This is a genomic window from Pseudomonas sp. TAE6080 (genome assembly GCF_018732265.1).
Classification (GTDB): domain Bacteria; phylum Pseudomonadota; class Gammaproteobacteria; order Pseudomonadales; family Pseudomonadaceae; genus Aquipseudomonas; species Aquipseudomonas brenneri.
On record NZ_JAHIDY010000007.1, the window covers coordinates 36,817 to 59,652 of the forward strand.

The window sequence follows — 22,836 nt, forward strand, 5'->3', positions numbered from 1 at the left end:
CCGACAGCCCACCATCGGCGCAGCTCAGCACACTGGACCGCTCATCCGGCACCGGGAAAAACTGTCATCTTTCACAGTAGACCTGCCTTTTTCAACGCATTTAACTAGATGCAGCGCTTGCCTTGGCTCGTGGCAACTGCACTTCATAAATGTATGAAACAGGAGAGTCCCATGTCTGTTAAACCATCGCTGAAAACTGACTATGCCCAAGGTTTTGTCAAGGCCACGGTATCGCTCGATAACAGGCCATTCACTTCTGAAAGCGTGACCGTTAATGATTCAGGCACCCACTACTCGGTCAGAGCAGATATGCCATCGCATCTGCAGTTGCTGCTCTTTTCCCTGGACAAAAACATCCAGCCCGGTACGCACAACCTGGGTATGGGTCCAAGTGAAACCGTTGCTTATTTCTATCATTACCATGGAGAGTTCGGCTGGAGTTATTACGCAGATAGCGGGACGCTGAACATCACCCTCGTCGATCTAGGACAACAATTGCTTGAGGCTACCTTTGAATTCGAGGCCCCAGGCATGGAGCAAGGTGACCCACCCGTAAAAGTCTCAAAAGGAAAAATCCACCTCACGGGCCCGCGCGGTAAAACACAATAGAGAGAAATGCCCAGCCGCTCTCGACGGTACGCAGACCTTGCCGTCGATAGCGGCAATGTTTCACCGCTAACAGGACAAGGGTTGCCTATCCTTGGACGACATCCCCCATAGAGTCGGGGCTTGGGGCCTGGGCACGCTAATTGCTAAACCTTGTGGACCGTTCAACACCACAGGTACCCGATCATGTTGGTCAATACCCAAGTCTCTTCCGTGATCCAACAGTCCAAGCGCCCCGACCTGGACCCGGCCAACGCCGCTGCCAGTGCGCTGTACAGCGGCGTCATGCAAAACGTGCAGAACGCCGCAGCCGCGACCCAGGTGCAGGCCACGCAAAAGGCCACCGACACCACGGCCAGCAATGTGGATGCCGCTTTTGCCAAGACCCGCCTGCAACTGCAAGCGACGCCGCCGGCCAGCGCCACGCCAACCACCGCGACCAGCACCCAGGCCCGGACAGAATTCAATGAATACATGACCAAGACGCCGGCCGAGCGCATTCGCGATCAGATCCTCAAGGAAAAGGGCCTGACCGAAGAAGATGTGAAAGCGATGCCTATCGAACAGCAGAATGCCATTGCCCAGGAAGTCACTGATCGCCTGAAGATGCAGGCCGCGCAGCAGTACGCCGAGAAGACTGCCGACCCGCAGATCAAGGCCGTGAAAGACACCCTGGCGGCCATCTGACTCAACACAACGCCCCTTGTAGGAGCGAGCTTGCTCGCGAAAAGCCTCAACGATAACGCGGGGTATCTGGTTCCCCGTGGCGGTCTCAGGTTTTTCGCGAGCAAGCTCGCTCCTACAAAGAGGCACTATTGCAGTTGTAGGGTGGAGTTGAACTGGCCAATGGCATCGACCACATGCCGTGAGCCTTCCTGGATCTCCAGGATCACCTGCCCCGCTTCATTGGCCAACTCCACCCCCAGCCCGGTGCGGCTCAAGCTCGACTGCATGCTCGACACCGCACTCAGCGACAAGTCGTGGTTCTTGCGCACCACCTCGACAATCTCCAGCGTCGCCTGGCTGGTGCGTGCCGCCAGGCTGCGCACCTCGTCTGCCACCACGGCAAAGCCGCGGCCATGCTCTCCCGCGCGCGCGGCTTCAATGGCTGCGTTCAGCGCCAGCAGGTTGGTTTGATCGGCAATCCCGCGAATGGTCTGGACGATGGTGCCGATGATGTCCGACTGCTTGCTCACCGCATCGATACTCACCGCCGCTTGATTGAGGTCGCGGGAAATTTCTTCGATGATCTGCACCGTCTGCTGCACCACCTCCGAGCCCTTGCGGGCACAAGCGTCGTTCTGCACCGAAGTGGCGTGGGCCGAATCGGCAGCAGTACGCAACGTGGTGACCTGGTCGGTGATATCACTGGCGAACTTCACCACTTTGTACAGCCGCCCGCTGGAATCGAAGATCGGGTTGTAGGAGGCTTCCAGAAACAGCGTCTGACCATGCTTGTTGCGCCGCTCAAAACGATGGGAGTGGAATTCACCCCGGTTAAGTGACGCCCAGAACGCTTTGTAAGCGGGTGATTCCACCTCGGCGCGGTGGCAGAACAGGCTGTGGTGCTGACCAACGATTTCGCCAAGGGAATACTGCACCGTCTTCAGGAAGTTCTGGTTGGCACTGAGGATCTGCCCCTGGGGTGTGAACTCAATGACCGCCATGGAGCGGCCAATGGCATCGATCAGGCTTTGGTTTTCATGTTCGTGGTGAACCCGTTCGGAAATATCCGCAGCCACCTTGATCACGCTCTGCACCTGCTTGTCGGGACCGTAGACCGGCATGTAGCTGGCTTCCAGCCACACTTGCTGGCCACTTTTGGTCAAGCGCATGAACGTGCCACTGATGGGCTCGCCCTGGGCCAGGTCCCGCCACAATTTGGCGTAGGCATCGCTACGGTAATAGGCCTCTTCACAGAAGATTCGGTGGTGTTTTCCACGTACTTCCTCAGCGCTATAACCCATGGCCCTACAAAAGTTTTCGTTGGCATCCAGTACCACGCCGTCGCGATCGAACTCAATCATCGCCATGGAACGACTGATGGCCGCGAGCTTGGCCTGGGCCTGGGTCAGCGCACAGGAAAAACGCTCGATTTCCCGCAGGTCGGATTTGTGGTGGAGGTTAAACATGATCGGATCACCTTCAGCGCTGTCTTTGAATGACGGTTAGTTCTTGGATTTGACCCAGTACAACTTTCCACAAAACAGGCAAACGCATCCGTCCAGAGACAGGACAAGTGTCAGGCGATAGATAAATGATGGCTAATCGGAGAGTCCATGAGGCAACACTCGTTTCAAGGCATCCTTTTCTTGATGACCCCGTCTGGGGCCCGCGTTAACCGACACACGTAAATCCATTTAACCTGAAGCTCCTTTTTCCCGGCGCTTTGACATACGCACTTATCCATTCACAGTTTGTATAGTGCTCATCAACCACTATACAAACAGCCACCCAAAACGCTTCATATGGCAAGCGACATAAAGGGTTATGGGTGAGCATAGACAGGGCTTGGCGCTATGCAAGGCCATTAATCAGCCAGCATTGATAAACAGATGTTGGAGGGGATGTGCAGGGGCAGGATGTATCTATGCGGCTGTAGGAGCGAGCTTGCTCGCGAAAAGCTTGAGAGCGCCGCGCTTTACCTGCAAACACGCGTTTTCGTTAGCGCTCTTCGCGAGCAAGCTCGCTCCTACAGTGAAGTACTCAGTGACCGAACAGGCCTGTCTCGGTCTTCTTGGCTTTTTTGTCCGCGCGTTTTTCATCGGCGGTCTTTGCCGGTTTTTTCTTCGCGGCTTTCTTTGAATCCATACCTTTGGCCATGATGCATGCTCCACTAACAGAGGAAGTAACATGGGGTATAACACCTATTGCCCAACAGAAGGCGCTTTGCCCGACTTATAATCCCCGCCCCTTGATCACACCTGTCAAACCACCATGCCCGAGCTGCACTTTGATCGACTGGCAGAGCCCCTGTGGCCGCTGCTGAACAAGTTCTACCGTAGCCACAACTCTTCGATGAAAGCCCTCAAGGGCGGCCAATTGTGGGTGGCGCGCAACAGCGAGATCGTCGCCGGGCTGTGCCTGAGCCCCGTGGTCGGCGGCCAGTGGCTGACCGGGCTGTTTGTCGATCCGGCCTTACGTGGGCAAGGGCTGGCGACGCGGCTGATCGCACAGGCGATTGCGCCCGTCGAAGGGACGGTGTGGCTGTTGTGCCACCCGGATCTGGAAGGGTTTTATGCAGCCCAGGGCTTCAGCCAGCAGACTGTGTTGCCGCAGTCGCTGGCCGAGCGCCTGGTGCGCTATAAACGCAACAAACCGATGATTGCCATGGGCGTGTGCCGCCAGGGTTAATCGTCGGCGGCAGGGTCCATGTCCGGGAACATCACCTCGATAAACCCGAACTTGCTGAAATCAGTGATCCGCGACGGGTACAACCGGCCGATCAGGTGGTCGCATTCATGCTGCACCACCCGCGCATGGAAGCCGTCGGCAATCCGCACAATCGGCTCACCCTTGGGGTCAAACCCCTCGTAGCGAATCTGCTGGTAACGATCCACTGCCCCGCGTAGCCCTGGCACCGACAGGCAGCCTTCATAGCCCTCCTCCAACACCGGACTCAGCGGGGTAATCAGCGGGTTGATCAGGATGGTCTGGGGCACCGCCGGGGCATCCGGGTAGCGCTCGCTGCTCTCGAAACCGAAAATCACCAACTGCAGGTCGACACCGACCTGCGGCGCAGCCAGGCCGACTCCGCCCACGTGCTCCATGGTCTGGAACATATCGTCGATCAGTTGCCACAACTCGGGGCTGTCGAACATTTCCGGTGGCACCGGTGGCGCGATGCGCAGCAGGCGCTCGTCGCCCATTTTCAGGATTTCACGAATCATCGGTCAGGTTTCATCAGTGGTGGGCTTGGGAAGCGAATGGTCCCGGCCGAGGCCCGAGACATGCTGTTTTTCATCGGGGTGGTGTTGGCCAAAGTCCTTTTCCCCCGGGTCCTTGCCTTCGGCGGACATATGCTCGATCACCGCGTTCATCTCCGCCCCCAGCAACAGGACGGCGGCAGAAATGTAAAAGTACAGCAGCAGGACGATAATCGCGCCGATGCTGCCATACATGGCGTTGTAGTCGGCGAAGGTCTTGACGTAATAGCCAAAGCCCAGCGATGCAACGATCCAGACCACTACCGCCAGCACCGAGCCTGGCGTGATAAAGCGAAATTTCTGCTTCACGTCCGGCATCACGTAGTACATCAAGGCCACGGCGAACATCAGCAGGATCACGATCAAGGGCCAGCGCAGGATGGTCCACAGGGTGACCACGAACTCCTGCATGCCAATTTGCCCAGCCAGCCACTCCATCACTTGCGGCCCCAGGACCATCAGCGCGGCGGCGGCCAGCAACATCCCGGCGATGCCCACGGTGTAGAAAATCGACAGCGGGAAGCGTTTCCAGATCGGCCGGCCTTCCACCACATCGTAGGCGGCGTTCATTGCACTCATCATCAGGCGCACACCTGCTGAGGCGGTCCACAGCGCGATGACGATACCCACCGACAACAGCCCGCCCTTGGATTGCTGTAACTGGTCGATCACCGGGTTGACCTGCTCAAGAGCCTGGGGCGGCAACACCAGTTCCGATTGCAGGCGCAACCAGCTGAAGAAATCCGGCAGATGCAGGAAACCGATCAGGGCAATCAGGAACAGCAGGAAGGGGAACAGCGAAAACAGCATCTGGTAGGCCAGTGCCGAAGCGTAGGTAGACATCTCGTCATCGACGAACTCTTTAACAGTGCGCATCAGCACGCGGTGCAGCGGCAGACCTTTTAATACCGGAAAAATCATAGCGTCTCCTTTCGCCGCAAAAGGTTGAGTTCGTGGGCGACTCAGGGGCCGTTTTCTACATCAAGGTAGCCTATTTGGCGACCTTGAAACAATTTCGAAACGTTAGTCAGCAGATGTGACATAAAAACGGCCATCCGTGGATGACCGTTATGCTACGTGTTGGCCGTGGGGCTAATCAGGCTTTGTCGACCGTATTCTTGACCGCGTCCTTGACCTTGCCAACCGCTTGCTGGGCTTCGCCCTTCTTCTCTTGAATCTTGCCTTCGGCCTCAAGCTTGGTGTTGTCTGTGGCTTTGCCGATGCCTTGCTTGATAGTGCCGATAGCTTCGTTCGCTAAACCTTTTGCCTTATCCGCTGTGCTGCCCATGGTATTTCTCCGTAAGAACAATCAAGGGTTTTGGTCATTACGTAAGGGTTGACCCTGGGCCTTTGCGCAGAGTTTCAATTATTTGCGTAAGGCATTTCATCACCCAATACAGGTTTGGCTTTATGTTTTGCGGCCAACCCCCGAGAATGCCCGGCAGATTCAGGCTCAATCGCTGAATAACAGATCCCGTAGGAAGGTTATGAAACTCAATAAATCACAGGCCATCGCCCGCAGAAACCTGGAACTGGGCGGTGCCGTGCTCGGTGTCAACAACTGCCATTTCACCGACCTGGACCGCAAACGCAATATCTGGTGGTTCGACCTACCAGTGGCACGCATTGCCATCGGCCAATACGAGTGGATTCACTTGTTGATGCACAACGCCGAGACCGACCAGTTGCTGCACCTGAAAGTGCCGACCGCGTTCCTGCGTGAAAAGCTTGAAGGGTTGGTGGTGCGCAATGCGGGCAAGCGCAAGCCGGAGATTACCCTGGAGCTGAGCGCGGATAAGGATTCGTTCCTCAAGGATGTGCGCCCGGCGGGTGCTGGCGTGAGCTTTGCGCAGTTCGCCCTGTAAACATTTGGATTGCACTCCAATCAGCGCCCAATAAAAAGCCCCGCATTCGCGGGGCTTTTTGGTTACTTCTTCAGGCCCAGCTTCTTCAGCTCTTCGTCACGCAGCTCACGACGCAGGATCTTGCCCACGTTGGTGGTCGGCAGCGCTTCGCGGAATTCAACAGCCTTTGGCACTTTGTAGCCGGTGACATTGGCGCGCATATGCTCCATCACCTGCTCCTTGGTCAGGGTTGCACCCGGCTTGACCACGATGAACAGCTTGATGTGCTCACCCGACTTCTCGTCCGGCACACCAATGGCCGCGCATTGCAGCACGCCTGGCAGGCCCGCCAGCACGTCTTCCAGCTCGTTGGGGTAGACGTTGAAGCCCGAGACCAGAATCATGTCCTTCTTGCGGTCGACGATGCGCATGTAGCCGTCTGGCTGGATGATCGCGATGTCACCGGTCTTCAACCAGCCTTCGCTGTCGAGGATCTCGGTCGTGGCATCTTCGCGCTGCCAGTAGCCTTTCATCACTTGCGGGCCCTTGACGCACAGCTCGCCGATTTCGCCCAGGGGCAACTCGACACCCTCGTCGGAGATGACTTTGCACAGGGTCGAGGGCACCGGAATGCCGATGGTGCCGATCTGGATATGCTGGATCGGGTTGACCGTGGCCACCGGGCTGGTTTCGGTCATGCCGTAACCTTCACAGATATTGCAGCCGGTCACGGCCTTCCAACGCTCGGCCGCCGCCAGTTGCAGGGCCATGCCGCCCGACAGGGTGACCTTGAGCGCCGAGAAATCCAGCTTGCGGAAGCCTTCGTTGTTGCACAGGGCTACGAACAGGGTGTTCAGGCCGACAAAGCCGCTGAACTTCCACTTCGACAACTCCTTGACCATCGCCGGCAGGTCGCGCGGGTTGCTGATCAGGATGTTGTGGTTGCCGATCAGCATCATCGCCATGCAATGAAAGGTGAAGGCATAGATGTGGTAGAGCGGCAGCGGTGTGATCAGGATCTCGCAGCCTTCATTGAGGTTGGAGCCCATCAGCGCCTTGCACTGCAGCATGTTGGCCACCAGGTTGCGATGGGTCAGCATCGCGCCCTTGGCCACGCCGGTGGTGCCGCCGGTGTATTGCAGCACGGCCACGTCTTCGCTGGCGGGGCTGACTTCGTTGACCGGCTGGCCATGGCCCTTGGCCAGGACGTCGTTGAACTTGATCGCCTGGGGCAAGTGATAGGCCGGGACCATTTTCTTCACGTACTTGATGACGCTGTTGATCAGCAGCCGCTTGAGCGGCGGCAACAGGTCAGCCACTTCGGTGACGATCACGTACTTGACGGCAGTCTTGGGTACGACTTTTTCTGCCAGGTGCGCCATGTTGGCCAGGCAGATCAGGGCTTTGGCCCCGGAGTCGTTGAACTGGTGTTCCATTTCCCGCGCGGTGTACAGCGGGTTGGTATTGACCACGATCAGGCCGGCACGGATAGCCCCGAACACGGCGACCGGGTATTGCAGGAGGTTGGGCAATTGCACGGCGATTCGATCACCGGGCTGCAAGTCGGTATGCTGTTGCAGGTACGCGGCAAAAGCACCGGACAATTCGTACAACTCACCGTAGGTGATTGTCTTGCCCAGGTTGCTGAAAGCCGGTTTGTCGGCGAAGCGCTGGCAGGACTGTTTCAGTACCGCCTGAATATTTTGATACTCGTCTGGATTGATGTCTGCAGCAATCCCGGCGGGGTACTTATCCTTCCAAAAGTCTTCGATCATGGAAGCCCACTCCTCAGCGACGCGAATTCATTCACCGCATTTGATGCGATTATTATTTGTGTGTGTTTTTTTAGGTGATTCTGGCTGTTTCAAGCAGGCCGAGAGGTCACAAAGCGCGCCGAGAGTAGCAGCTTTGCAAAGGGCCGCCTAGAGCCAAAAGAGGGCCCTACAGTCATAAACATGACTCAAGAATATGCAGTAGTCACTTTTAGAGCAAAAATTCTATAACCTCTGAAACAGCTCTATTTTGCGGGTGTACACCGTAAATGTGGGAGCTGGCTTGCCTGCGATGGCGGCGGGCCAGTCGATACATCCTTCGACTGATACACCGCCATCGCAGGCAAGCCAGCTCCTACATTTGAATCGCATTTCAGTTCAGGTCAGGCGATGTCGCGCAGCTCCCGGCGCAGGATCTTGCCTACCGGCGTCATCGGCAACGAGTCCCGCAACACAATGTGCTTGGGCACCTTGTAGCCGGTGAAGTTGGCCTTGCAGTAGGTCTTCAGCTCCTCAAGGCTGACGCCTTGGGCACGCGCCACGACGAACAGTTTCACCGCTTCGCCAGTACGCTCGTCCGGCACGCCGATCACCGCGCAGTTGGCCACGTTCGGATGGGCCATCACCACGTCTTCGATCTCGTTGGGGTACACATTGAAGCCCGAGACGATGATCAAGTCCTTCTTGCGGTCGACAATGCGCACAAAACCGTCCGGGTCGATCACCGCAATATCGCCAGTCTTGAGCCAGCCTTCGGCGTCCAGGGTCTCGGCAGTGGCCGCCGGTTGCTGCCAATAGCCCTTCATGACCTGCGGGCCCTTGATACACAACTCGCCGCGCTCGCCCAACGGCAACTCCACGCCGGCGTCATCGATGACTTTCATCGCCGTACCCGGCACCGGAATACCCACCGTGCCCAGGCGTGATTTATCGCCGTACGGGTTGGTGCTGGCCACCGGCGACGTTTCCGTCAGGCCGTAGCCTTCGCCGATGGAACAACCGGTGATCTGCTTCCAGCGCTCGGCAGTGGCCTTGACCAAGGCTGTGCCGCCGGAGTTGGTGATTTTCAGGTGGGAGAAATCCAGGGTCTTGAAATCCGGGTGTTCCATCAGCGCGACAAACAGCGTGTTGAGCCCCAGCAGCCCGGTAAAACGCCACTTTTTCAACTCCTTGATAAAGCCGCCGATGTCCCGCGGGTTGGTGATCAGCACGTTGTGGTTGCCGGTGACCATCATGCACATGCAGTTCGCGGTGAAGGCATAGATGTGATACAGCGGCAGCGGCGCGACCATCACCTCCTGCCCTTCCTTGACCAGCGGATGCCCGTCTTCGCGCAGCTGTGACATGCACGCCCGCACCTGCTGCATGTTCGCCACCAGGTTGCCGTGGGTCAGCATCGCGCCCTTGGCCAGGCCAGTGGTGCCACCGGTGTATTGCAGCACCGCGATGTCATCCAGGGTGACCGGATGACGCGTTACGGCCAGGCCTGCGCCCATGCGCAAGGCGCGCTTGAACGAAACCGCCCGGGGCAGGCTGTAGGCCGGGACCATCTTCTTCACCTTGTCGACCACGGTGTTGATCAGCCAGCCTTTGGCGGCGGGCATGAAATCGCCCATTTTCGCTTCGATCAGGTATTCGATCTCGGTGTCGGCCGTCACTTCCTGGACCCTGGAACCGAACAGGTTGAGGTAGACCAGGGCACGAATGCCCGCGTCCTTGAATTGATGACGCATTTCCCGCGGGGTGTACAACGGGTTGGTGTTGACCACGATCAATCCGGCGCGCAAGGCGCCGAATACGGCAATCGGGTAATGCAGGACGTTGGGCATCTGCACCGCAATACGATCGCCCGGCTTGAGGTCGGTGTGGTGTTGCAGGTAGCCGGCGAACGCCGCGCTCTGGCGCGCAAGGTCCGCGTAGGTCAGGGTGATCCCCATGTTGCTGAATGCCGGACGGTCGGCAAAGGCCTTGCAGGAACGCTCGAAGACTTCGATCACTGACTTGTACGCCGACAGGTCAAGCTCGTTGGGAACGCCTGCTGCGCGTTTGTCATTCCAGAAATCAGGTTGCATTATTCTTGTCCTCTACCTGAGTGTGCCCGACCGCATTCCAAATGCTGATGGGAAGCGGAGCTTCGGGGACGTTAGCAGTTATGGCCAAACAGGCAAATACACAAAAACGTGTCATTGATTGTATGAATCTTGCCCCTGAGGCCAGGGCTGATCAGACGCCACCCCACGGATGAGCTATACACTGCAACGACCCAGAGCAAAGGAAGCGCCATGAACCACACCACTTTCTGGCTGAGCGCGAACGATCGCAGCCGCCTGTACGTCAACCAGTGGCTTCCGGACGAGCCACCCAAGGCGTTGATCATGCTGGCCCATGGCATGGCCGAGCACAGCGGCCGCTATGCACGCCTGGCCCAGGCCCTGTGTGATGCCGGCTACGGCGTATATGCCCTGGACCTGCGCGGCCATGGCCGTACCGCCGATGAAGGCACCCTGGGGCTGTTTGCCGAGCGCGATGGCTGGAGCAAAGTGGTGGGCGACCTGGCCGCGCTCAACCAGCACATCGGCCAGCAGGCGCCTGGCGTGCCAATCATTTTGCTCGGCCATAGCATGGGCAGTTACATCGCCCAGGCTTATCTGCTGCATCACAGCGCCAGCCTGCACGGGGCGATTCTCAGTGGCTCGAATTTCCAGCCGGTAGCCCTGTACCGCGCTGCCCGCCTGATCGCCCGGGCCGAGCGACTGCGCCAGGGCTTGCGTGGGCGCAGTGCGCTGATCGAGTTCCTGTCGTTTGGCTCGTTCAACAAGGCTTTCAAACCCAACCGTACGGCATTCGACTGGCTGAGCCGCGACCCGGACGAAGTGGACAAGTACATCAACGACCCCCTGTGCGGCTTTCGTTGCACCAACCAGCTATGGATCGACCTGCTCGGTGGCTTGCAGCAAATCAGCAAAGCGTCCAATCTCAAACAGATTGATCCAGGCCTGCCAATCCTGGTGATGGGCGGCGAATGTGATCCGGTCAGTGAGGGCAAGCGTCTCACCAGCCTGGCCAATGCCCTGCGCGATGCCGGCTGCCAGAACCTGCAGTTGAATATCTACCCGCAAGCGCGCCACGAACTCTTCAATGAAACCAACCGCGACGCGGTCACCGCCGATGTACTGGCGTGGATAGCCCAGGCCGTGAACCATCGCCGACCGGCGCGCTGCGAATGAACAGAAATATATTTTCGTTTAAAATCAACGAATTAAGATTATCGATTAGCCACAGGATGCACGATTAGATGACCCAGGTTACCAACACGCCTTACGAAGCCCTCGAAGTCGGCCAGAAAGCCACCTACAGCAAAACCGTGGAAGAGCGCGATATCCAGCTGTTCGCAGCCATGTCCGGCGACCATAACCCGGTTCACCTGGATGCCGAGTTCGCCAAAGCGACCATGTTCAAGGAGCGTATCGCCCATGGCATGTTCAGCGGCGCCTTGATCAGCGCGGCAGTCGCCTGTGAGCTGCCTGGGCCGGGCACCATCTATATCGGCCAGCAGATGAGCTTCCAGAAACCCGTGAAAATCGGCGACACCCTGACCGTACGTCTGGAAATTCTCGAAAAACTGCCCAAGTTCCGCGTGCGGATTGCCACCCAGGTGTTCAACCAGCGCGATGAGTTGGTGGTGGATGGCGAAGCGGAGATCCTGGCGCCACGCAAGCAACAGGTGGTGACCTTGACCGAGTTGCCGGCCATCAGCATCGGCTGATCAGTCATGTGATATCCAAATGTGGGAGCGGGCTTGCCCGCTCCCACATTGGTTACTGCGGCGCGGCTCAGGACTGGGCGCGAGCCTGGTTACGCAGGGCTTTCACCTGGTCATGGTTGCGCTGCGCACCATGGTACTGACGCTCAACCAGGTCACGAATACCTACCAGGTTGTGCTTGTTGATTTTCTCGATGGCTTCTTTGTAAGCCTTCAAGGCGTGGTCTTCACCGCGCTCGGCCTCGTTAAGCACCGCTTCTTCATCTTTGCCAGTCACCAGCGACTTCACGTCGACCCAGCCACGGTGCAATGCACCGGCCACGCTGCCAGACTCTTGCGGGTCACCACCCAAGGCACGCACGGCCGTCTGCAGTTCGGCAGCCGCCGAGGCGCAGTCAGCTGAACGCTTGGTGAACAGCGCCTTGAGCTCTGGATGCTTGATATCTTCTGCGCAGGTCTTGAAGCCTTCCTGGCCGTCTTTACTGGTCTCGATCAGGTCATTGAGTACAGAGATCGATTCTTTGTTGATATCAGTCATTTTTCAATTCCTTCACGGGTTTAGAAATGTATTGAGGTAGTTGCAGCGCCCGTGCCAGGTCTTCAATAAAGATTTAATCTTTATTTTTCAGCAAGTTATAAATAACCAAAAAATCTGTATCCGCTTTATTTGCATGATCTGTCATTTGGCCTTCATGCAGATTGCCTGTATTTTCCAAGGCTTCTTCCTGAGTGCCTGAAGCCCGTATGAACCCTGAAAAACTCGAACTGCTGATCACCCGCGAAATGCCGTTCGGCAAATACAAGGGCCGGATCATTGCCGACCTGCCCGGCCCTTACCTGAACTGGTTTGCCCGTGAAGGTTTCCCCCACGGCGAGTTGGGCGGCCTGCTGGCATTGATGCAGGAAATCGACCACAACGGCCTGTCCGAACTGCTGGAACCGCTGCGCGCCAAACACGGCAAACCCGCCCCGCGCCACTAATCGAGCCCGACCCCCCCTGCGCAGTGGGGCGGCGTTTGGTACCTGCATACGGGTGACGCCGGGGTTGGTGACCTCGGCGGCGGACATTGGTGTGCTGGTCAACGCGATTACCAAGCTGAACGCCGATTAAACAGTAGGAGCTGGCTTGCCTGCGATAGCGGTGGATCAGTGAAAAATGTATTGGCTGACCCACTGCTATCGCAGGCAAGCCAGCTCCCACATTTGGATTGCGGTGATCTACCGCTTTTCTGTAGGCAAAAAAAAGCGGCGCACCGACCAAGTGCACCGCAAAAATGCCGTGAAGCACAGCAACAACGATTCGGTAAATCCAATCAGTCCAGCAGTGCCAGCGCCTGGGCGGTGACTTCCTGGATGCGGGCCCAGTCGCCGTTCTTGATCCACTCCGGATCAAGCATCCAGCTACCGCCCACGCACATCACGTTTTTCAACGCCATGTAGTGCTTGATGTTGGCCGGGCCAACGCCGCCAGTCGGGCAGAATTTCACTTCGCCAAACGGGCCGCCCAGGGCCTTGATCGCCGCTACACCGCCGCTGACTTCCGCCGGGAACAGCTTGAAGCGGCGATAACCCAGGCCATAGCCTTCCATGATGCCGGAAGCATTGCTGATGCCGGGCAGCAGCGGGATCGGGCTGTCGACACTGGCTTGGAGCAGGTCGCGGGTAATGCCTGGGGTGACGATAAATTGCGAGCCCGCCGCTTCGGCAGCCGCCAGCATCGTGCGATCGAGCACCGTGCCCGCACCGGTGACCAACTCCGGGCGCTGCTCACGCAGGACCTGGATGGCCTTGAGACCGAACTGCGAACGCAGGGTCACTTCCAGCGCGGTCAAGCCACCTGCCGCGAGGGCATCGGCCAGGGGCAGAATGTCCTGCTCGCGGGCAATGGTGATCACCGGCAGGATCCGCGCCTTGGCGCAGAGGCTGTCGATCAGGGCAACTTTATCCGCCATGGACACGGTCGGGTGAGGGCTTTTCATAGCGGCTGATCCTTGGCTCATGGGCACCAGTAAATCTCTAGAGTGGGTTGCAAAAACGCGCGAATCGGCATGCCGGCGACATCGTCACTGGCCAGCGCTTCGCTCAGGGTGTTGAGTTTCGAATCGCCGGCAATCGACAACACGGTGTAGTTGGCAGTGGCCAGCAAGGCGCGACTCATGGTCAGGCGCTGATGGGGCACGCTGGGCGCCAGCATCGGCCAGCAACGGCGGGTGCCATCCGGTTTCAGGGCGTCGGCCAGGTTCGGGCTGTTGGGGAACAGCGAGGCGGTATGCCCGTCATCGCCCATGCCCAGCACCAGCACATCGATCGCCGGCAGTTCAGCCAGCAGGCGATCGGCCTGTTCGGCAGCAGCGTCCAGGTTCGCGGCGGCACTGTAGAGGCTCAAGAACCGGGCCTTGGCCGCCGGGCCTTGCAGCAGATATTTCTTCAACAGGCCAGCGTTGCTGTCGGCATGCTCCACCGGCACCCAGCGCTCGTCGGCCAGGGTGATGGTGACCTTGGACCAGTCCAGGCCCTGTCGTGCCAGGTTCTGGAAAAACGCCACCGGGCTACGGCCACCGGACACCACCAGCGTCGCCTCGCCACGGGCACTGATGGCCGCGCGCAGTTGTTCGGCCACGTCATTGGCCAAGCCTTCGGCCAGCAGTACCGGTGTGCGGTACTCATGGGGTGTTACGCCCTGCGGCAGTTTCAAATCAGATATCGCCATACCACGACCTCCCATCCCGCGTGATCAGTGCAATGGAGCTCATCGGCCCCCAGGAACCCGCCGCGTACGGCTTGGGTGCATCACCGGACTTCTTCCACCCGGCGATCAACTGGTCACACCATTTCCATGCGGCTTCGATTTCATCTTTACGGACAAACAGGTTCTGATTGCCGCGCATCACTTCCAACAGCAACCGCTCGTAGGCATCGGGAATCCGTGCGCTACGGTAGGTGTCGGAAAAATTCAGTTGCAGTGGCCCACTGCGCAGTTGCATGCCTTTATCCAGGCCCTGCTCCTTGGTCATCACACGCAAGGAAATACCTTCGTCCGGCTGCAGGCGGATGATCAATTTGTTACTGATCTGCAGGCGCTGCTCGGGGGCGAAGATGTAGTGGGACGGTTCCTTGAAGTGGATCACAATCTGCGACAGTTTTTGCGGCATGCGCTTGCCGGTGCGCAGGTAGAACGGCACCCCGGCCCAACGCCAGTTGCGGATATCGGCACGCAAGGCAACAAAGGTCTCGGTATCGCTCTGGGTATTGGAGTTCTCTTCTTCCAGGTAACCCGGCACCGGCTTGCCAGCGCTGTAGCCGGCGATGTACTGGCCACGCACCACTTGGGTCGTCAGGCCTTCCGGGCTAATCGGCGCCAGGGCCTTGAGCACCTTGACCTTCTCGTCGCGGATGCTGTCGGCGGACAGGTCGGCCGGCGGGTCCATGGCGATCAGGCACAGCAGCTGCAGCAGGTGATTCTGGATCATGTCGCGCAGTTGCCCGGCCTTGTCGAAATAGCCCCAGCGCCCCTCGATACCAACCTGCTCGGCCACGGTGATTTCCACGTGGGAGATGTAGTTCTGGTTCCACTGGGTTTCAAACAGGCTGTTGGCAAAACGCAGGGCGATCAGGTTCTGGACCGTCTCTTTGCCCAGGTAGTGGTCGATGCGGTAGGTGCGGTTTTCCGGGAAAAACTGCGCGACGGCGTCGTTGACCTTGCGCGAGGACTCCAGGTCCGAGCCGATGGGCTTTTCCAGGACGACCCGGGTATTTTCCGCCAGGCCGACCTTGGACAGGTTCTCGCAGATCGCGCCATACACCGCCGCCGGGGTGGCGAAGTAGGCGATCAGGCGTTGTTCGGTACCGGCCTTGTCTGCCAGGGCCACGTAGTCATCGGCCTTCATGAAGTCGACGTGTACATAGGACAGGCGCGCCAGGAAGCGCGCGGCCACGGCTTCGTCCAGCTCCAGGCCGACGTATTTGCGCAGTTCGTGCTCGATGTGGTCCAGGTGCTGCTGCTCGGAACCGGCCTCACGGGCCAGGCCCAGGATGCGCGTGTCGGCGTGCAGGAGCCCGGCGCCATCGAGTTGATAGAGGGCAGGAAATAACTTGCGCAGCGCCAGATCACCCAAGGCGCCAAACAGGGCAAAGGTGCAGGGTTCTACGGTTATCGAAGGCATGATGTTTGTTCTTTTATCAAGTTAAGCTACAAATACCTTTTTTCAAGGCATCACTCAAGGGAAAATGTAGTAATAACCACAACATTTTACCGAAATACGCATTGCGAGTGGTGGTGTTCAACTACCCTCAGTAGGATAGGCCACCGCCAAGGGTCGCTCTGCGACCTATTACAGGCCCTTATTTGCATCGTCGCCCGAAGGAAAGACTGAATGGACCGCGTGCGAAATCTTCTGGAACAGATCCGGAACCGCCTCGAAGAATTGAACAAGGCCGAGAAAAAAGTCGCCGAGGTCATCCTGCTCAATCCGCAGCAGGCGACCCGCTTCTCGATCGCTGCCCTCGCCCAAGCCGCTTCGGTCAGTGAACCGACGGTCAACCGCTTTTGCCGCTCGTTCGGTGTCAGTGGTTACCCTGAACTGAAATTGCAATTGGCGCAAAGCCTGGCCAGTGGCGCCGCCTATGTCAGCCGCGCCGTGGAAGCCGATGATAACCCCGAGGCCTACACCCAGAAGATCTTTGGCAGCGCCATCGCCTCATTGGACAGCGCCTGCCAGGCCCTGGACCCCAACCTGATCAGCAAGGCCGTGGACCTGTTGATCCAGGCGCGGCAGATCCACTTTTTCGGCCTGGGCGCCTCGGCACCGGTGGCCATGGATGCCCTGCACAAGTTTTTCCGCTTCAACCTGTCGGTCACCGCCCATGCCGATGTGCTGATGCAGCGGATGATTGCTTCGGTGGCGCATACCGGCGAGCTGTTTGTGATCATTTCCTACACCGGCCGTACCCGCGAGCTGGTGGAAGTGGCGCGCATCGCCCGGGAAAACGGCGCCTCGGTGCTGGGCGTGACCGCCGAGAATTCGCCCCTGGCCAAGGCCAGTACGGTCAGCCTGAATATTCCGTTGCCGGAAGACACCGACATCTATATGCCGATGACCTCGCGGATCATTCAGTTGACGGTGCTGGATGTGCTGGCCACTGGTATGACCTTGCGCCGCGGCGTGGATTTCCAGCCGCATTTGCGCAAGATCAAGGAGAGCCTGAATGACAGCCGGTATCCGGTGGGGGATGAGTTCAACTAAAGCTGGAATCTCCTCCAGCAGAGCCCGCTCCCACATTCGAATGTGTTCACAAATCAAAAATGTGGGAGCGGGCTTGCTCGCGAAAAGGGCATCAGCAACACCACTAAACCCCAGCCCTGGCCTGCAAACTCAAATGCGCCCTCTCCCCCGGCGCCAGGCTGGCCCCGGCCATCGCCGACTCCACACACACAAACCCCGACGCCTCGTTAAAACTCACCCCCAGCAGCGGCCGGCTGCCCGGATGCCAGACCACGGTGTTGGCACTGTCGCCGGTATCGATGCACAACTCGCGCTGCCACGCATGGTCCTTGATCTGCAATTCGCCCTCATGCTGGAACACCCGCTGGCAGCCGCCATCAACGCGCAACTCACCTTCTTGCTGGCAGGCCTGACGGCTCAACTGGTCGTAACCCTGCGCCCCATCTAGCCCAGACAGCGCTATCTCATCAACATGACCAATACGCCAGTAAGCGTGCAAAGCGTGGCTCAATTGGCACGGCAGCTCATCCTGATGCTCGGTGCTCAGGCGCAGTTCCAGGCTTTCGCCCAGGTGCGCGTGCAGGTCGACCTGCCAGTCGCACAGTTGCAGTTGCCAGTGCAGGCGCACGCCGTCGTCATCGCTGCTGCTGTCGAGCAGTTTCCAGTCGATCAGCCGCGCCCAACCGTGGGACGGCCAGGCATTTTCGCTGGGATGACGGCCATACCACGGCCAGCACACCGGCACGCCACCGCGAATCGCCCCGACTTGCGGCCACTTGGCCGCGCACCACAGCCAGGGTTTCTGGCCTGTGGGCTGGAAATGCAGCAACTGTGCGCCCTGACGGCTGAACACCGCCTGGCACAACGGGTGGTCGATCACCAACACGTCGCGCATCTGAAAGCGCTCCCAGGCAAACACCGGTTGCTCGCGCAGGGATTTGAAAAAGCGTTGCAGCGGTTGCTCATGCATGTGCCACGGTCCTGATAATCATGTCGCGCAAATGTGTACATACCTGTAGGAGCGAGCTTGCTCGCGAAGATCGTTAACGCTGACGCGGGCATCTTGGATGAACGCGGCGCTCTCAAGTTTTTCGCGAGCAAGCTCGCGCCTACAGGGCTGTTCGCCCTTCGCAAAAAAAAGCGGATAGCCATGGCTACCCGCAAATGCGCACAGAGAGAAGGAGCTTATCGCAACAGCGTTAGAACACCGACTGAATTTTCAGGCCGGCCACCAGCGCGTTATCGACTTTATCCACGCCGCCCGGTTGGACAACGTATTGCAGGTTGGGACGCACGGTCAGCCAGTTGGTGACGTGGAAGCCGTAGTTGATTTCGAAGTTGTACTCGGTTTCGCGCAGAGGCGAGAACCGCGCGTTGTCGTAGTCGCTCACACCGTTGGAAATGTTGCGCAGCTCGGCGTTTTTCTTCACGTCTTCGTTGACGTGCAGACGCGCGGCGCCGATACCCACGTCATCTTTTGGACGCGCGTCGAATGGGCCTTTGTACACCAGCATGATCGACTGGTAGTTATCGACGGTGTTGGTTTCTTTGTCGTGGAACGTGGCGTTGGCCGCGATATTCAGACCACGAGACGCGTCGCCGTTATGGGTGGTGAGTTGCTGTTGCGCAACGAACCAGTAGCCTTTCTTGCTGCTGCGGGTGCGGTAGTCAGCGCCAGTGGTGGCGGCATCATTACCGTTGACGTCCTCACGCACATCAGGCGCATCCGCGGCGCTCTTGTAGTAACCCACACGGTATTCGCCCGGCAGGTTATTGACCTTCGGCGACCAGACCAACTCCACCGGGATCACGGTGCCTTTGGTGCCACTGCCGCTGAGTTTGAAGCCGTTGCCGTGCTCCAGCTGCGATGGGTTCTGGTTGTACGCACCGATCTGCGCATACAGCTCGGGAGTGATGTGGTACTTCACGCGGATAGCGGCCTGGCTGACCGGCCAGTTGTACCAGGTGTTGACGTAGTTACCGACCTGGGAGCCGCAGAACGACAGGTTCTGGAACTCGCACGGGAAGGTGTTGAAGTCTTCGCCTTCACCGAAGTAACCGAGCTTCACGTCCAGTTTTTTGTCGAACATCTGGTGCTGGATCCAGAACTGGGTCAGACGCACCATGTGGCCACGGCCATACACTTCTTGCGAGGAACTCAAGGTGCCGGCACGCGGATCGCCAATACGGTCATTGGAGATGTTGCGGCCATTACGGCTGGTCATCTGGATCTTGGCCTGGGTGTTGTCCCAGCCCCAGAGTTTTTGCAGGTCCAGCGCGACCCCAAGTCCGAACTGGTCAGCGTAACGCCCGGTTTTGTCATCGTTGTAGCCGCCGCGCGCGTTGTAGCCCGCCTCCCCAACGTAGTCAGCCTTGATGTCGATACCTTGCTCGATCAGCTTGGTACGCTCACCGCCCCAATCGCCGGTCATCCACTTGGAGTCGGCACTGAAGGCATCGTCCGCCATCGCATTGGCAGACAAGACCAGGGCTGCTGCCGCTGACAGTTGGCAGATCAGCCGGGTGTTGTTGTGTTGCTTTTTCATCCCTACATCCTCGTCTTTATTGTTATTAACTGTTTTTATCTAACGCGGTTTACATCTATTTTTATTTGAAACAAGCATCCCTGTAGGAGCGAGCTTGCTCGCGAAGATCGTTAACGCTGACGCGGGCATCTTGGATGAACGCGGCGATCTCAAGTTTTTCGCGAGCAAGCTCGCTCCTACAGTGATTGATCTTCAGCGACCCTTGAATTGGGTGACGTTGTCGGCGTGTTGCAGCGGTTGCGAGGCGGCAGTGCCCAGGCGCTCGCCCGTCTTGGCGTCGAACAGCAGCACCTTGGCCGGATCGAACTGCAAGGTCAGGCTCTCGCCCACTTGCGGTGCCACATCCGGCGCCAGGCGGCAGCAGACCTTGGTGTCATTGAGCTGGACGAACACCAGGGTGTCCGGACCGGTGGGCTCAGTGACCTGGACCTCGGCGCGAATGCTCGGCAACCCATTGCCTTCACCGGCAGCCAGAACAATCTGTTCCGGGCGCAGGCCGAGGATCACGTCACGCTCTTCAAGGCCGGCATCGCTCATGCCCAGCGGCAACTCGCAACGCGCCTGGCCGCTGTCGAGCAGGGCCAGCAGGCGGCCTTCCTTGCGCTGCAAACGCAGGGGGATAAAGTTCATCGGCGGCGAGCCAATGAAGCTGGCGACAAACAGGTTGGCCGGATCGTTGTAGATCTCTTTCGGCGTGCCGAATTGCTGGATGATGCCGTCCTTCATCACCGCCACTTTGTCGCCCAGGGTCATGGCTTCGATCTGGTCGTGGGTCACGTAGACCGTGGTGGTTTTCAGGCGCTGGTGCATCAGTTTCATTTCGGTGCGCATCTCGACGCGCAGCTTGGCATCGAGGTTGGACAGCGGTTCGTCGAACAGGTAGATCTTCGGCCGCCGCGCCAAGGCACGGCCCATGGCCACGCGTTGTTGCTGGCCGCCCGAGAGCTGGCCTGGCTTGCGATTGAGCAGGTGCTCGATCTGCAGCAGCTTGGCCACCCGCGCCACTTCCTCATCGATGGCCGGCTGGCTCATCTTGCGGATTTTCAGGCCGAATTCGATGTTCTCGCGCACGCTCATGGTTGGGTACAGCGCATAGGACTGAAACACCATGGCGATGTCCCGGTCCTTGGGGCTCATGCCGCTGACGTCCTGGTCACCGATCATGATCGCGCCACCGCTGATGTTTTCCAGGCCGGCGATGCAGTTCATCAGGGTGGATTTACCGCAGCCCGAGGGCCCGACGAGGATCAGGAATTCGCCGTCCTTGATCGACAGTTCGATGTTCTTCAGGGTGTCCGGCAGGCCGGCACCATAGGTCTTGTTTACGTTGCGAAGTTCGAGCGTAGCCATGATTACCCCTTGACCGCGCCGGCCGTGAGACCGCGCACGAAATACTTGCCTGCGACCACATAGACCAGCAGGGTCGGCAGCCCGGCGATCATCGCCGCCGCCATATCAACGTTATATTCCTTGGCCCCGGTGCTGGTGTTGACCAGGTTGTTCAGCGCCACCGTGATCGGCTGCGAATCACCACTGGAGAACACCACGCCAAACAGGAAGTCGTTCCAGATCTGGGTAAACTGCCAGATCAGGCAGACCATGATGATCGGAGTCGACATCGGCAGAATGATCCGACGAAAAATTGTGAAAAATCCTGCGCCATCCAGGCGTGCCGCCTTGACCAGCGCATCCGGAATGCTCACGTAGTAGTTACGGAAGAACAGCGTGGTAAACGCCAGGCCGTAGACCACATGCACAAACACCAAGCCGGTGGTGGTGCTGGCCAGGCCCATCTTGCCGAGGGTGAACGAGGCTGGCAGCAAAACGGTCTGGAACGGCAGGAAGCAGCCGAACAGCAACAGGCCGAAGAACAGCTGCGAGCCACGAAAACGCCACATCGCCAGCACGTAGCCGTTCAATGCACCGATGATGGTGGAGATCAACACCGCCGGGACGGTGATCAGGAACGAGTTCCAGAAGTAACCGTTCACCGTGGCCCAGGCCTTGACCCAGCCGATACCGGTAATCACCGTCGGCCAGCTCAGCAGGTTGCCGGTGCTGATGTCTTCCGGGGTCTTGAAACTGGTCAGCAGCATGACCACCAGCGGCACCAGGTACAGCACCACGGCCAGGATCAGCACCGCATGGATCGCGACACGGCTGAAGCTGATGGAAGGTTTGGCGAGACTAGTCATGGCGCTTGGTCCTCAGCTCGGAGTACAGGTAAGGCACAATGATCGCGAGGATCGCACCGAGCATCAGGATCGCACTGGCCGAGCCCATGCCCATCTGGCCACGGCTGAAGGTGAAGGAATACATGAACATCGCCGGCAGGTCGGACGAATAACCTGGGCCACCGGCCGTCATCGCGGCCACCAGGTCGAAGCTCTTGATCGCGATGTGCGCAAGGATCATCACCGCACTGAAGAACACCGGACGCAGGCTGGGCAGCACCACGCTCCAGTAGATGCGCGGCAGGCTCGCGCCGTCGATCTGCGCGGCACGGATGATCGATTGGTCAACCCCACGCAAGCCGGCGAGGAACATTGCCATGATAAAGCCCGAGGCTTGCCATACCGCCGCGATCACCAGGCAATACACCACGCGGTCCGGGTCGATCAGCCAGTCCAGGCGAAAGCCTTCCCAGCCCCAGTCGCGCAGCAGTTTGTCCAGGCCCATGCCGGGGTTGAGCAGCCATTTCCAGGCGGTACCGGTGACGATCATCGAGAGCGCCATCGGGTACAGGTAAATAGTGCGAATGAAGCCTTCGCGGCGGATGCGCTGGTCGAGAAATACCGCCAGCAGCACGCCGATCACCAGGGTGATGCCGATAAACATGCCGCCAAACAGCGCCAGGTTTTTGCTCGCCACCCACCAGCGATCGTTGTCGAACAAACGCGCATATTGCGCCAGGCCTACCCACTTGTAGGTCGGCAGGAAGGTGGAGTTGGTGAACGACAGTACGAACGTCCACAGGATGTAGCCATAGAAGCCCACCAGGACGATGAACATGCTCGGCGCCAGCACCAGTTTAGGTAGCCAGCGCTGCAATGCATCGAACGGCGAGGCCTTGCTGAACACAGCAACAGAACTCATGGGAAAATCCAGGGCAAGGAGTAAGGGGCTAGTGGATAACCGTGTGGGGGCCGGCTTTAGG

General features: G+C 58.7%; 23 protein-coding genes and 2 pseudogenes. 9 read left to right on the forward strand and 16 right to left on the reverse strand.

Annotated elements, in window-relative coordinates; translation table 11 throughout:
- The first annotated feature begins 171 nt into the window (after positions 1 to 171).
- Complete coding sequence (locus KL786_RS07475) at positions 172 to 609, forward strand: hypothetical protein (RefSeq protein WP_215517201.1); 438 nt, start codon at positions 172 to 174, stop codon at positions 607 to 609.
- A gap of 183 nt (positions 610 to 792) precedes the next feature.
- Positions 793 to 1,293 (forward strand): hypothetical protein, encoded by a 501-nt coding sequence (locus KL786_RS07480; protein ID WP_215517202.1) that lies wholly within the window; start codon positions 793 to 795, stop codon positions 1,291 to 1,293.
- Between the two features lie 125 nt (positions 1,294 to 1,418).
- On the opposite strand, the gene KL786_RS30065 is transcribed toward KL786_RS07480, so the two are convergent.
- Positions 1,419 to 1,988 (reverse strand): methyl-accepting chemotaxis protein, encoded by a 570-nt coding sequence (locus KL786_RS30065; protein ID WP_373290034.1) that lies wholly within the window; start codon positions 1,986 to 1,988, stop codon positions 1,419 to 1,421.
- Positions 1,962 to 2,738: pseudogene (locus tag KL786_RS30070) on the reverse strand (PAS domain-containing protein); the annotation flags it as partial. The gene KL786_RS30065 and the pseudogene KL786_RS30070, both read right to left, overlap by 27 nt.
- Before the next feature lie 805 nt (positions 2,739 to 3,543).
- On the opposite strand from KL786_RS30070, the gene KL786_RS07490 reads away from it, so the two are divergent.
- Positions 3,544 to 3,960: a GNAT family N-acetyltransferase gene (locus KL786_RS07490; protein ID WP_215517204.1), complete on the forward strand. Its 417-nt coding sequence runs from the start codon at positions 3,544 to 3,546 to the stop codon at positions 3,958 to 3,960.
- Here the strand turns inward: KL786_RS07490 and def are convergent.
- From def to KL786_RS07505, 3 genes are all read right to left on the reverse strand, one after another.
- Positions 3,957 to 4,496, reverse strand: a complete 540-nt coding sequence (gene def / locus KL786_RS07495; RefSeq protein ID WP_032862572.1) for a peptide deformylase — start codon at positions 4,494 to 4,496, stop codon at positions 3,957 to 3,959. The genes KL786_RS07490 and def overlap by 4 nt on opposite strands.
- Before the next feature lie 3 nt (positions 4,497 to 4,499).
- Positions 4,500 to 5,453 carry a YihY/virulence factor BrkB family protein gene (locus KL786_RS07500; RefSeq protein WP_215517205.1) on the reverse strand — a complete coding sequence of 318 codons (954 nt, stop codon included), beginning with the start codon at positions 5,451 to 5,453 and terminating at the stop codon, positions 4,500 to 4,502.
- A gap of 175 nt (positions 5,454 to 5,628) precedes the next feature.
- On the reverse strand, positions 5,629 to 5,820 hold the full coding sequence (locus tag KL786_RS07505; RefSeq protein ID WP_215517206.1) for a CsbD family protein: 192 nt from the start codon (positions 5,818 to 5,820) through the stop codon (positions 5,629 to 5,631).
- A 199-nt stretch (positions 5,821 to 6,019) separates the two neighbouring features.
- Here KL786_RS07505 and KL786_RS07510 point away from each other — a divergent pair, with 199 nt between their 5' ends.
- Positions 6,020 to 6,397 carry a hypothetical protein gene (locus tag KL786_RS07510; protein ID WP_029296441.1) on the forward strand — a complete coding sequence of 126 codons (378 nt, stop codon included), beginning with the start codon at positions 6,020 to 6,022 and terminating at the stop codon, positions 6,395 to 6,397.
- Positions 6,398 to 6,459: 62 nt separating this feature from the next.
- Here the strand turns inward: KL786_RS07510 and fadD1 are convergent, their stop codons facing one another.
- Together fadD1 and fadD2 are read right to left on the reverse strand one after the other, a co-directional pair.
- On the reverse strand, positions 6,460 to 8,151 hold the full coding sequence (gene fadD1, locus KL786_RS07515) for a long-chain-fatty-acid--CoA ligase FadD1 (RefSeq protein ID WP_032862568.1): 1,692 nt from the start codon (positions 8,149 to 8,151) through the stop codon (positions 6,460 to 6,462).
- 380 nt (positions 8,152 to 8,531) lie between these two features.
- A complete protein-coding gene (gene fadD2, locus KL786_RS07520) occupies positions 8,532 to 10,220 on the reverse strand; it encodes a long-chain-fatty-acid--CoA ligase FadD2 (RefSeq protein WP_215517207.1) in 1,689 nt (562 codons plus the stop codon).
- A gap of 210 nt (positions 10,221 to 10,430) precedes the next feature.
- On the opposite strand from fadD2, the gene KL786_RS07525 reads away from it, so the two are divergent.
- Together KL786_RS07525 and KL786_RS07530 are read left to right on the forward strand one after the other, a co-directional pair.
- Positions 10,431 to 11,375 (forward strand): alpha/beta hydrolase, encoded by a 945-nt coding sequence (locus tag KL786_RS07525; protein WP_215517208.1) that lies wholly within the window; start codon positions 10,431 to 10,433, stop codon positions 11,373 to 11,375.
- A 68-nt stretch (positions 11,376 to 11,443) separates the two neighbouring features.
- Positions 11,444 to 11,914, forward strand: coding sequence for a MaoC family dehydratase (locus tag KL786_RS07530; protein WP_032862565.1), 471 nt, complete (start codon positions 11,444 to 11,446; stop codon positions 11,912 to 11,914).
- Between the two features lie 67 nt (positions 11,915 to 11,981).
- Here KL786_RS07530 and KL786_RS07535 read toward each other — a convergent pair whose 3' ends face one another.
- On the reverse strand, positions 11,982 to 12,449 hold the full coding sequence (locus tag KL786_RS07535) for a ferritin-like domain-containing protein (RefSeq protein WP_032862564.1): 468 nt from the start codon (positions 12,447 to 12,449) through the stop codon (positions 11,982 to 11,984).
- A gap of 206 nt (positions 12,450 to 12,655) precedes the next feature.
- On the opposite strand from KL786_RS07535, the gene KL786_RS07540 reads away from it, so the two are divergent.
- Entirely contained in the window at positions 12,656 to 12,892 is a 237-nt protein-coding gene (locus tag KL786_RS07540; RefSeq protein WP_003213031.1) for a DUF3820 family protein, read from the forward strand.
- A 332-nt stretch (positions 12,893 to 13,224) separates the two neighbouring features.
- Here the strand turns inward: KL786_RS07540 and KL786_RS07545 are convergent, their stop codons facing one another.
- Genes KL786_RS07545 through zwf form a run of 3 tightly spaced genes read right to left on the reverse strand, consistent with a single transcriptional unit; the run spans position 13,225 to position 16,074 of the window.
- Positions 13,225 to 13,890, reverse strand: a complete 666-nt coding sequence (locus tag KL786_RS07545) for a bifunctional 4-hydroxy-2-oxoglutarate aldolase/2-dehydro-3-deoxy-phosphogluconate aldolase (RefSeq protein WP_065944024.1) — start codon at positions 13,888 to 13,890, stop codon at positions 13,225 to 13,227.
- Positions 13,891 to 13,907: 17 nt separating this feature from the next.
- Entirely contained in the window at positions 13,908 to 14,621 is a 714-nt protein-coding gene (gene pgl / locus KL786_RS07550) for a 6-phosphogluconolactonase (protein ID WP_215517209.1), read from the reverse strand.
- Entirely contained in the window at positions 14,608 to 16,074 is a 1,467-nt protein-coding gene (gene zwf / locus KL786_RS07555) for a glucose-6-phosphate dehydrogenase (protein WP_215517210.1), read from the reverse strand. The genes pgl and zwf overlap by 14 nt, the downstream gene beginning before the upstream one ends.
- A gap of 219 nt (positions 16,075 to 16,293) precedes the next feature.
- Here zwf and KL786_RS07560 point away from each other — a divergent pair, with 219 nt between their 5' ends.
- Positions 16,294 to 17,154, forward strand: coding sequence for a MurR/RpiR family transcriptional regulator (locus KL786_RS07560; protein ID WP_169851198.1), 861 nt, complete (start codon positions 16,294 to 16,296; stop codon positions 17,152 to 17,154).
- 103 nt (positions 17,155 to 17,257) lie between these two features.
- On the opposite strand, the gene KL786_RS07565 is transcribed toward KL786_RS07560, so the two are convergent.
- Positions 17,258 to 18,103 carry a D-hexose-6-phosphate mutarotase gene (locus KL786_RS07565; protein WP_032862559.1) on the reverse strand — a complete coding sequence of 282 codons (846 nt, stop codon included), beginning with the start codon at positions 18,101 to 18,103 and terminating at the stop codon, positions 17,258 to 17,260.
- Positions 18,104 to 18,136: 33 nt separating this feature from the next.
- Between KL786_RS07565 and KL786_RS29485 the strand changes: the two are divergent.
- Positions 18,137 to 18,247, forward strand: a pseudogene (locus tag KL786_RS29485) (outer membrane lipoprotein carrier protein LolA); the annotation flags it as partial.
- Positions 18,248 to 18,332: 85 nt separating this feature from the next.
- Here KL786_RS29485 and KL786_RS07570 read toward each other — a convergent pair.
- The 4 genes from KL786_RS07570 to KL786_RS07585 form a co-directional block, all read right to left on the reverse strand.
- Positions 18,333 to 19,679, reverse strand: a complete 1,347-nt coding sequence (locus KL786_RS07570) for a carbohydrate porin (protein WP_032862557.1) — start codon at positions 19,677 to 19,679, stop codon at positions 18,333 to 18,335.
- A gap of 192 nt (positions 19,680 to 19,871) precedes the next feature.
- Complete coding sequence (locus tag KL786_RS07575; RefSeq protein WP_032862556.1) at positions 19,872 to 21,029, reverse strand: ABC transporter ATP-binding protein; 1,158 nt, start codon at positions 21,027 to 21,029, stop codon at positions 19,872 to 19,874.
- A gap of 2 nt (positions 21,030 to 21,031) precedes the next feature.
- Positions 21,032 to 21,874: a carbohydrate ABC transporter permease gene (locus tag KL786_RS07580; protein ID WP_215517211.1), complete on the reverse strand. Its 843-nt coding sequence runs from the start codon at positions 21,872 to 21,874 to the stop codon at positions 21,032 to 21,034.
- Complete coding sequence (locus KL786_RS07585; RefSeq protein WP_029296391.1) at positions 21,867 to 22,775, reverse strand: carbohydrate ABC transporter permease; 909 nt, start codon at positions 22,773 to 22,775, stop codon at positions 21,867 to 21,869. Before KL786_RS07585 ends, KL786_RS07580 begins: the two co-directional genes overlap by 8 nt.
- Positions 22,776 to 22,836: the final 61 nt, after the last annotated feature.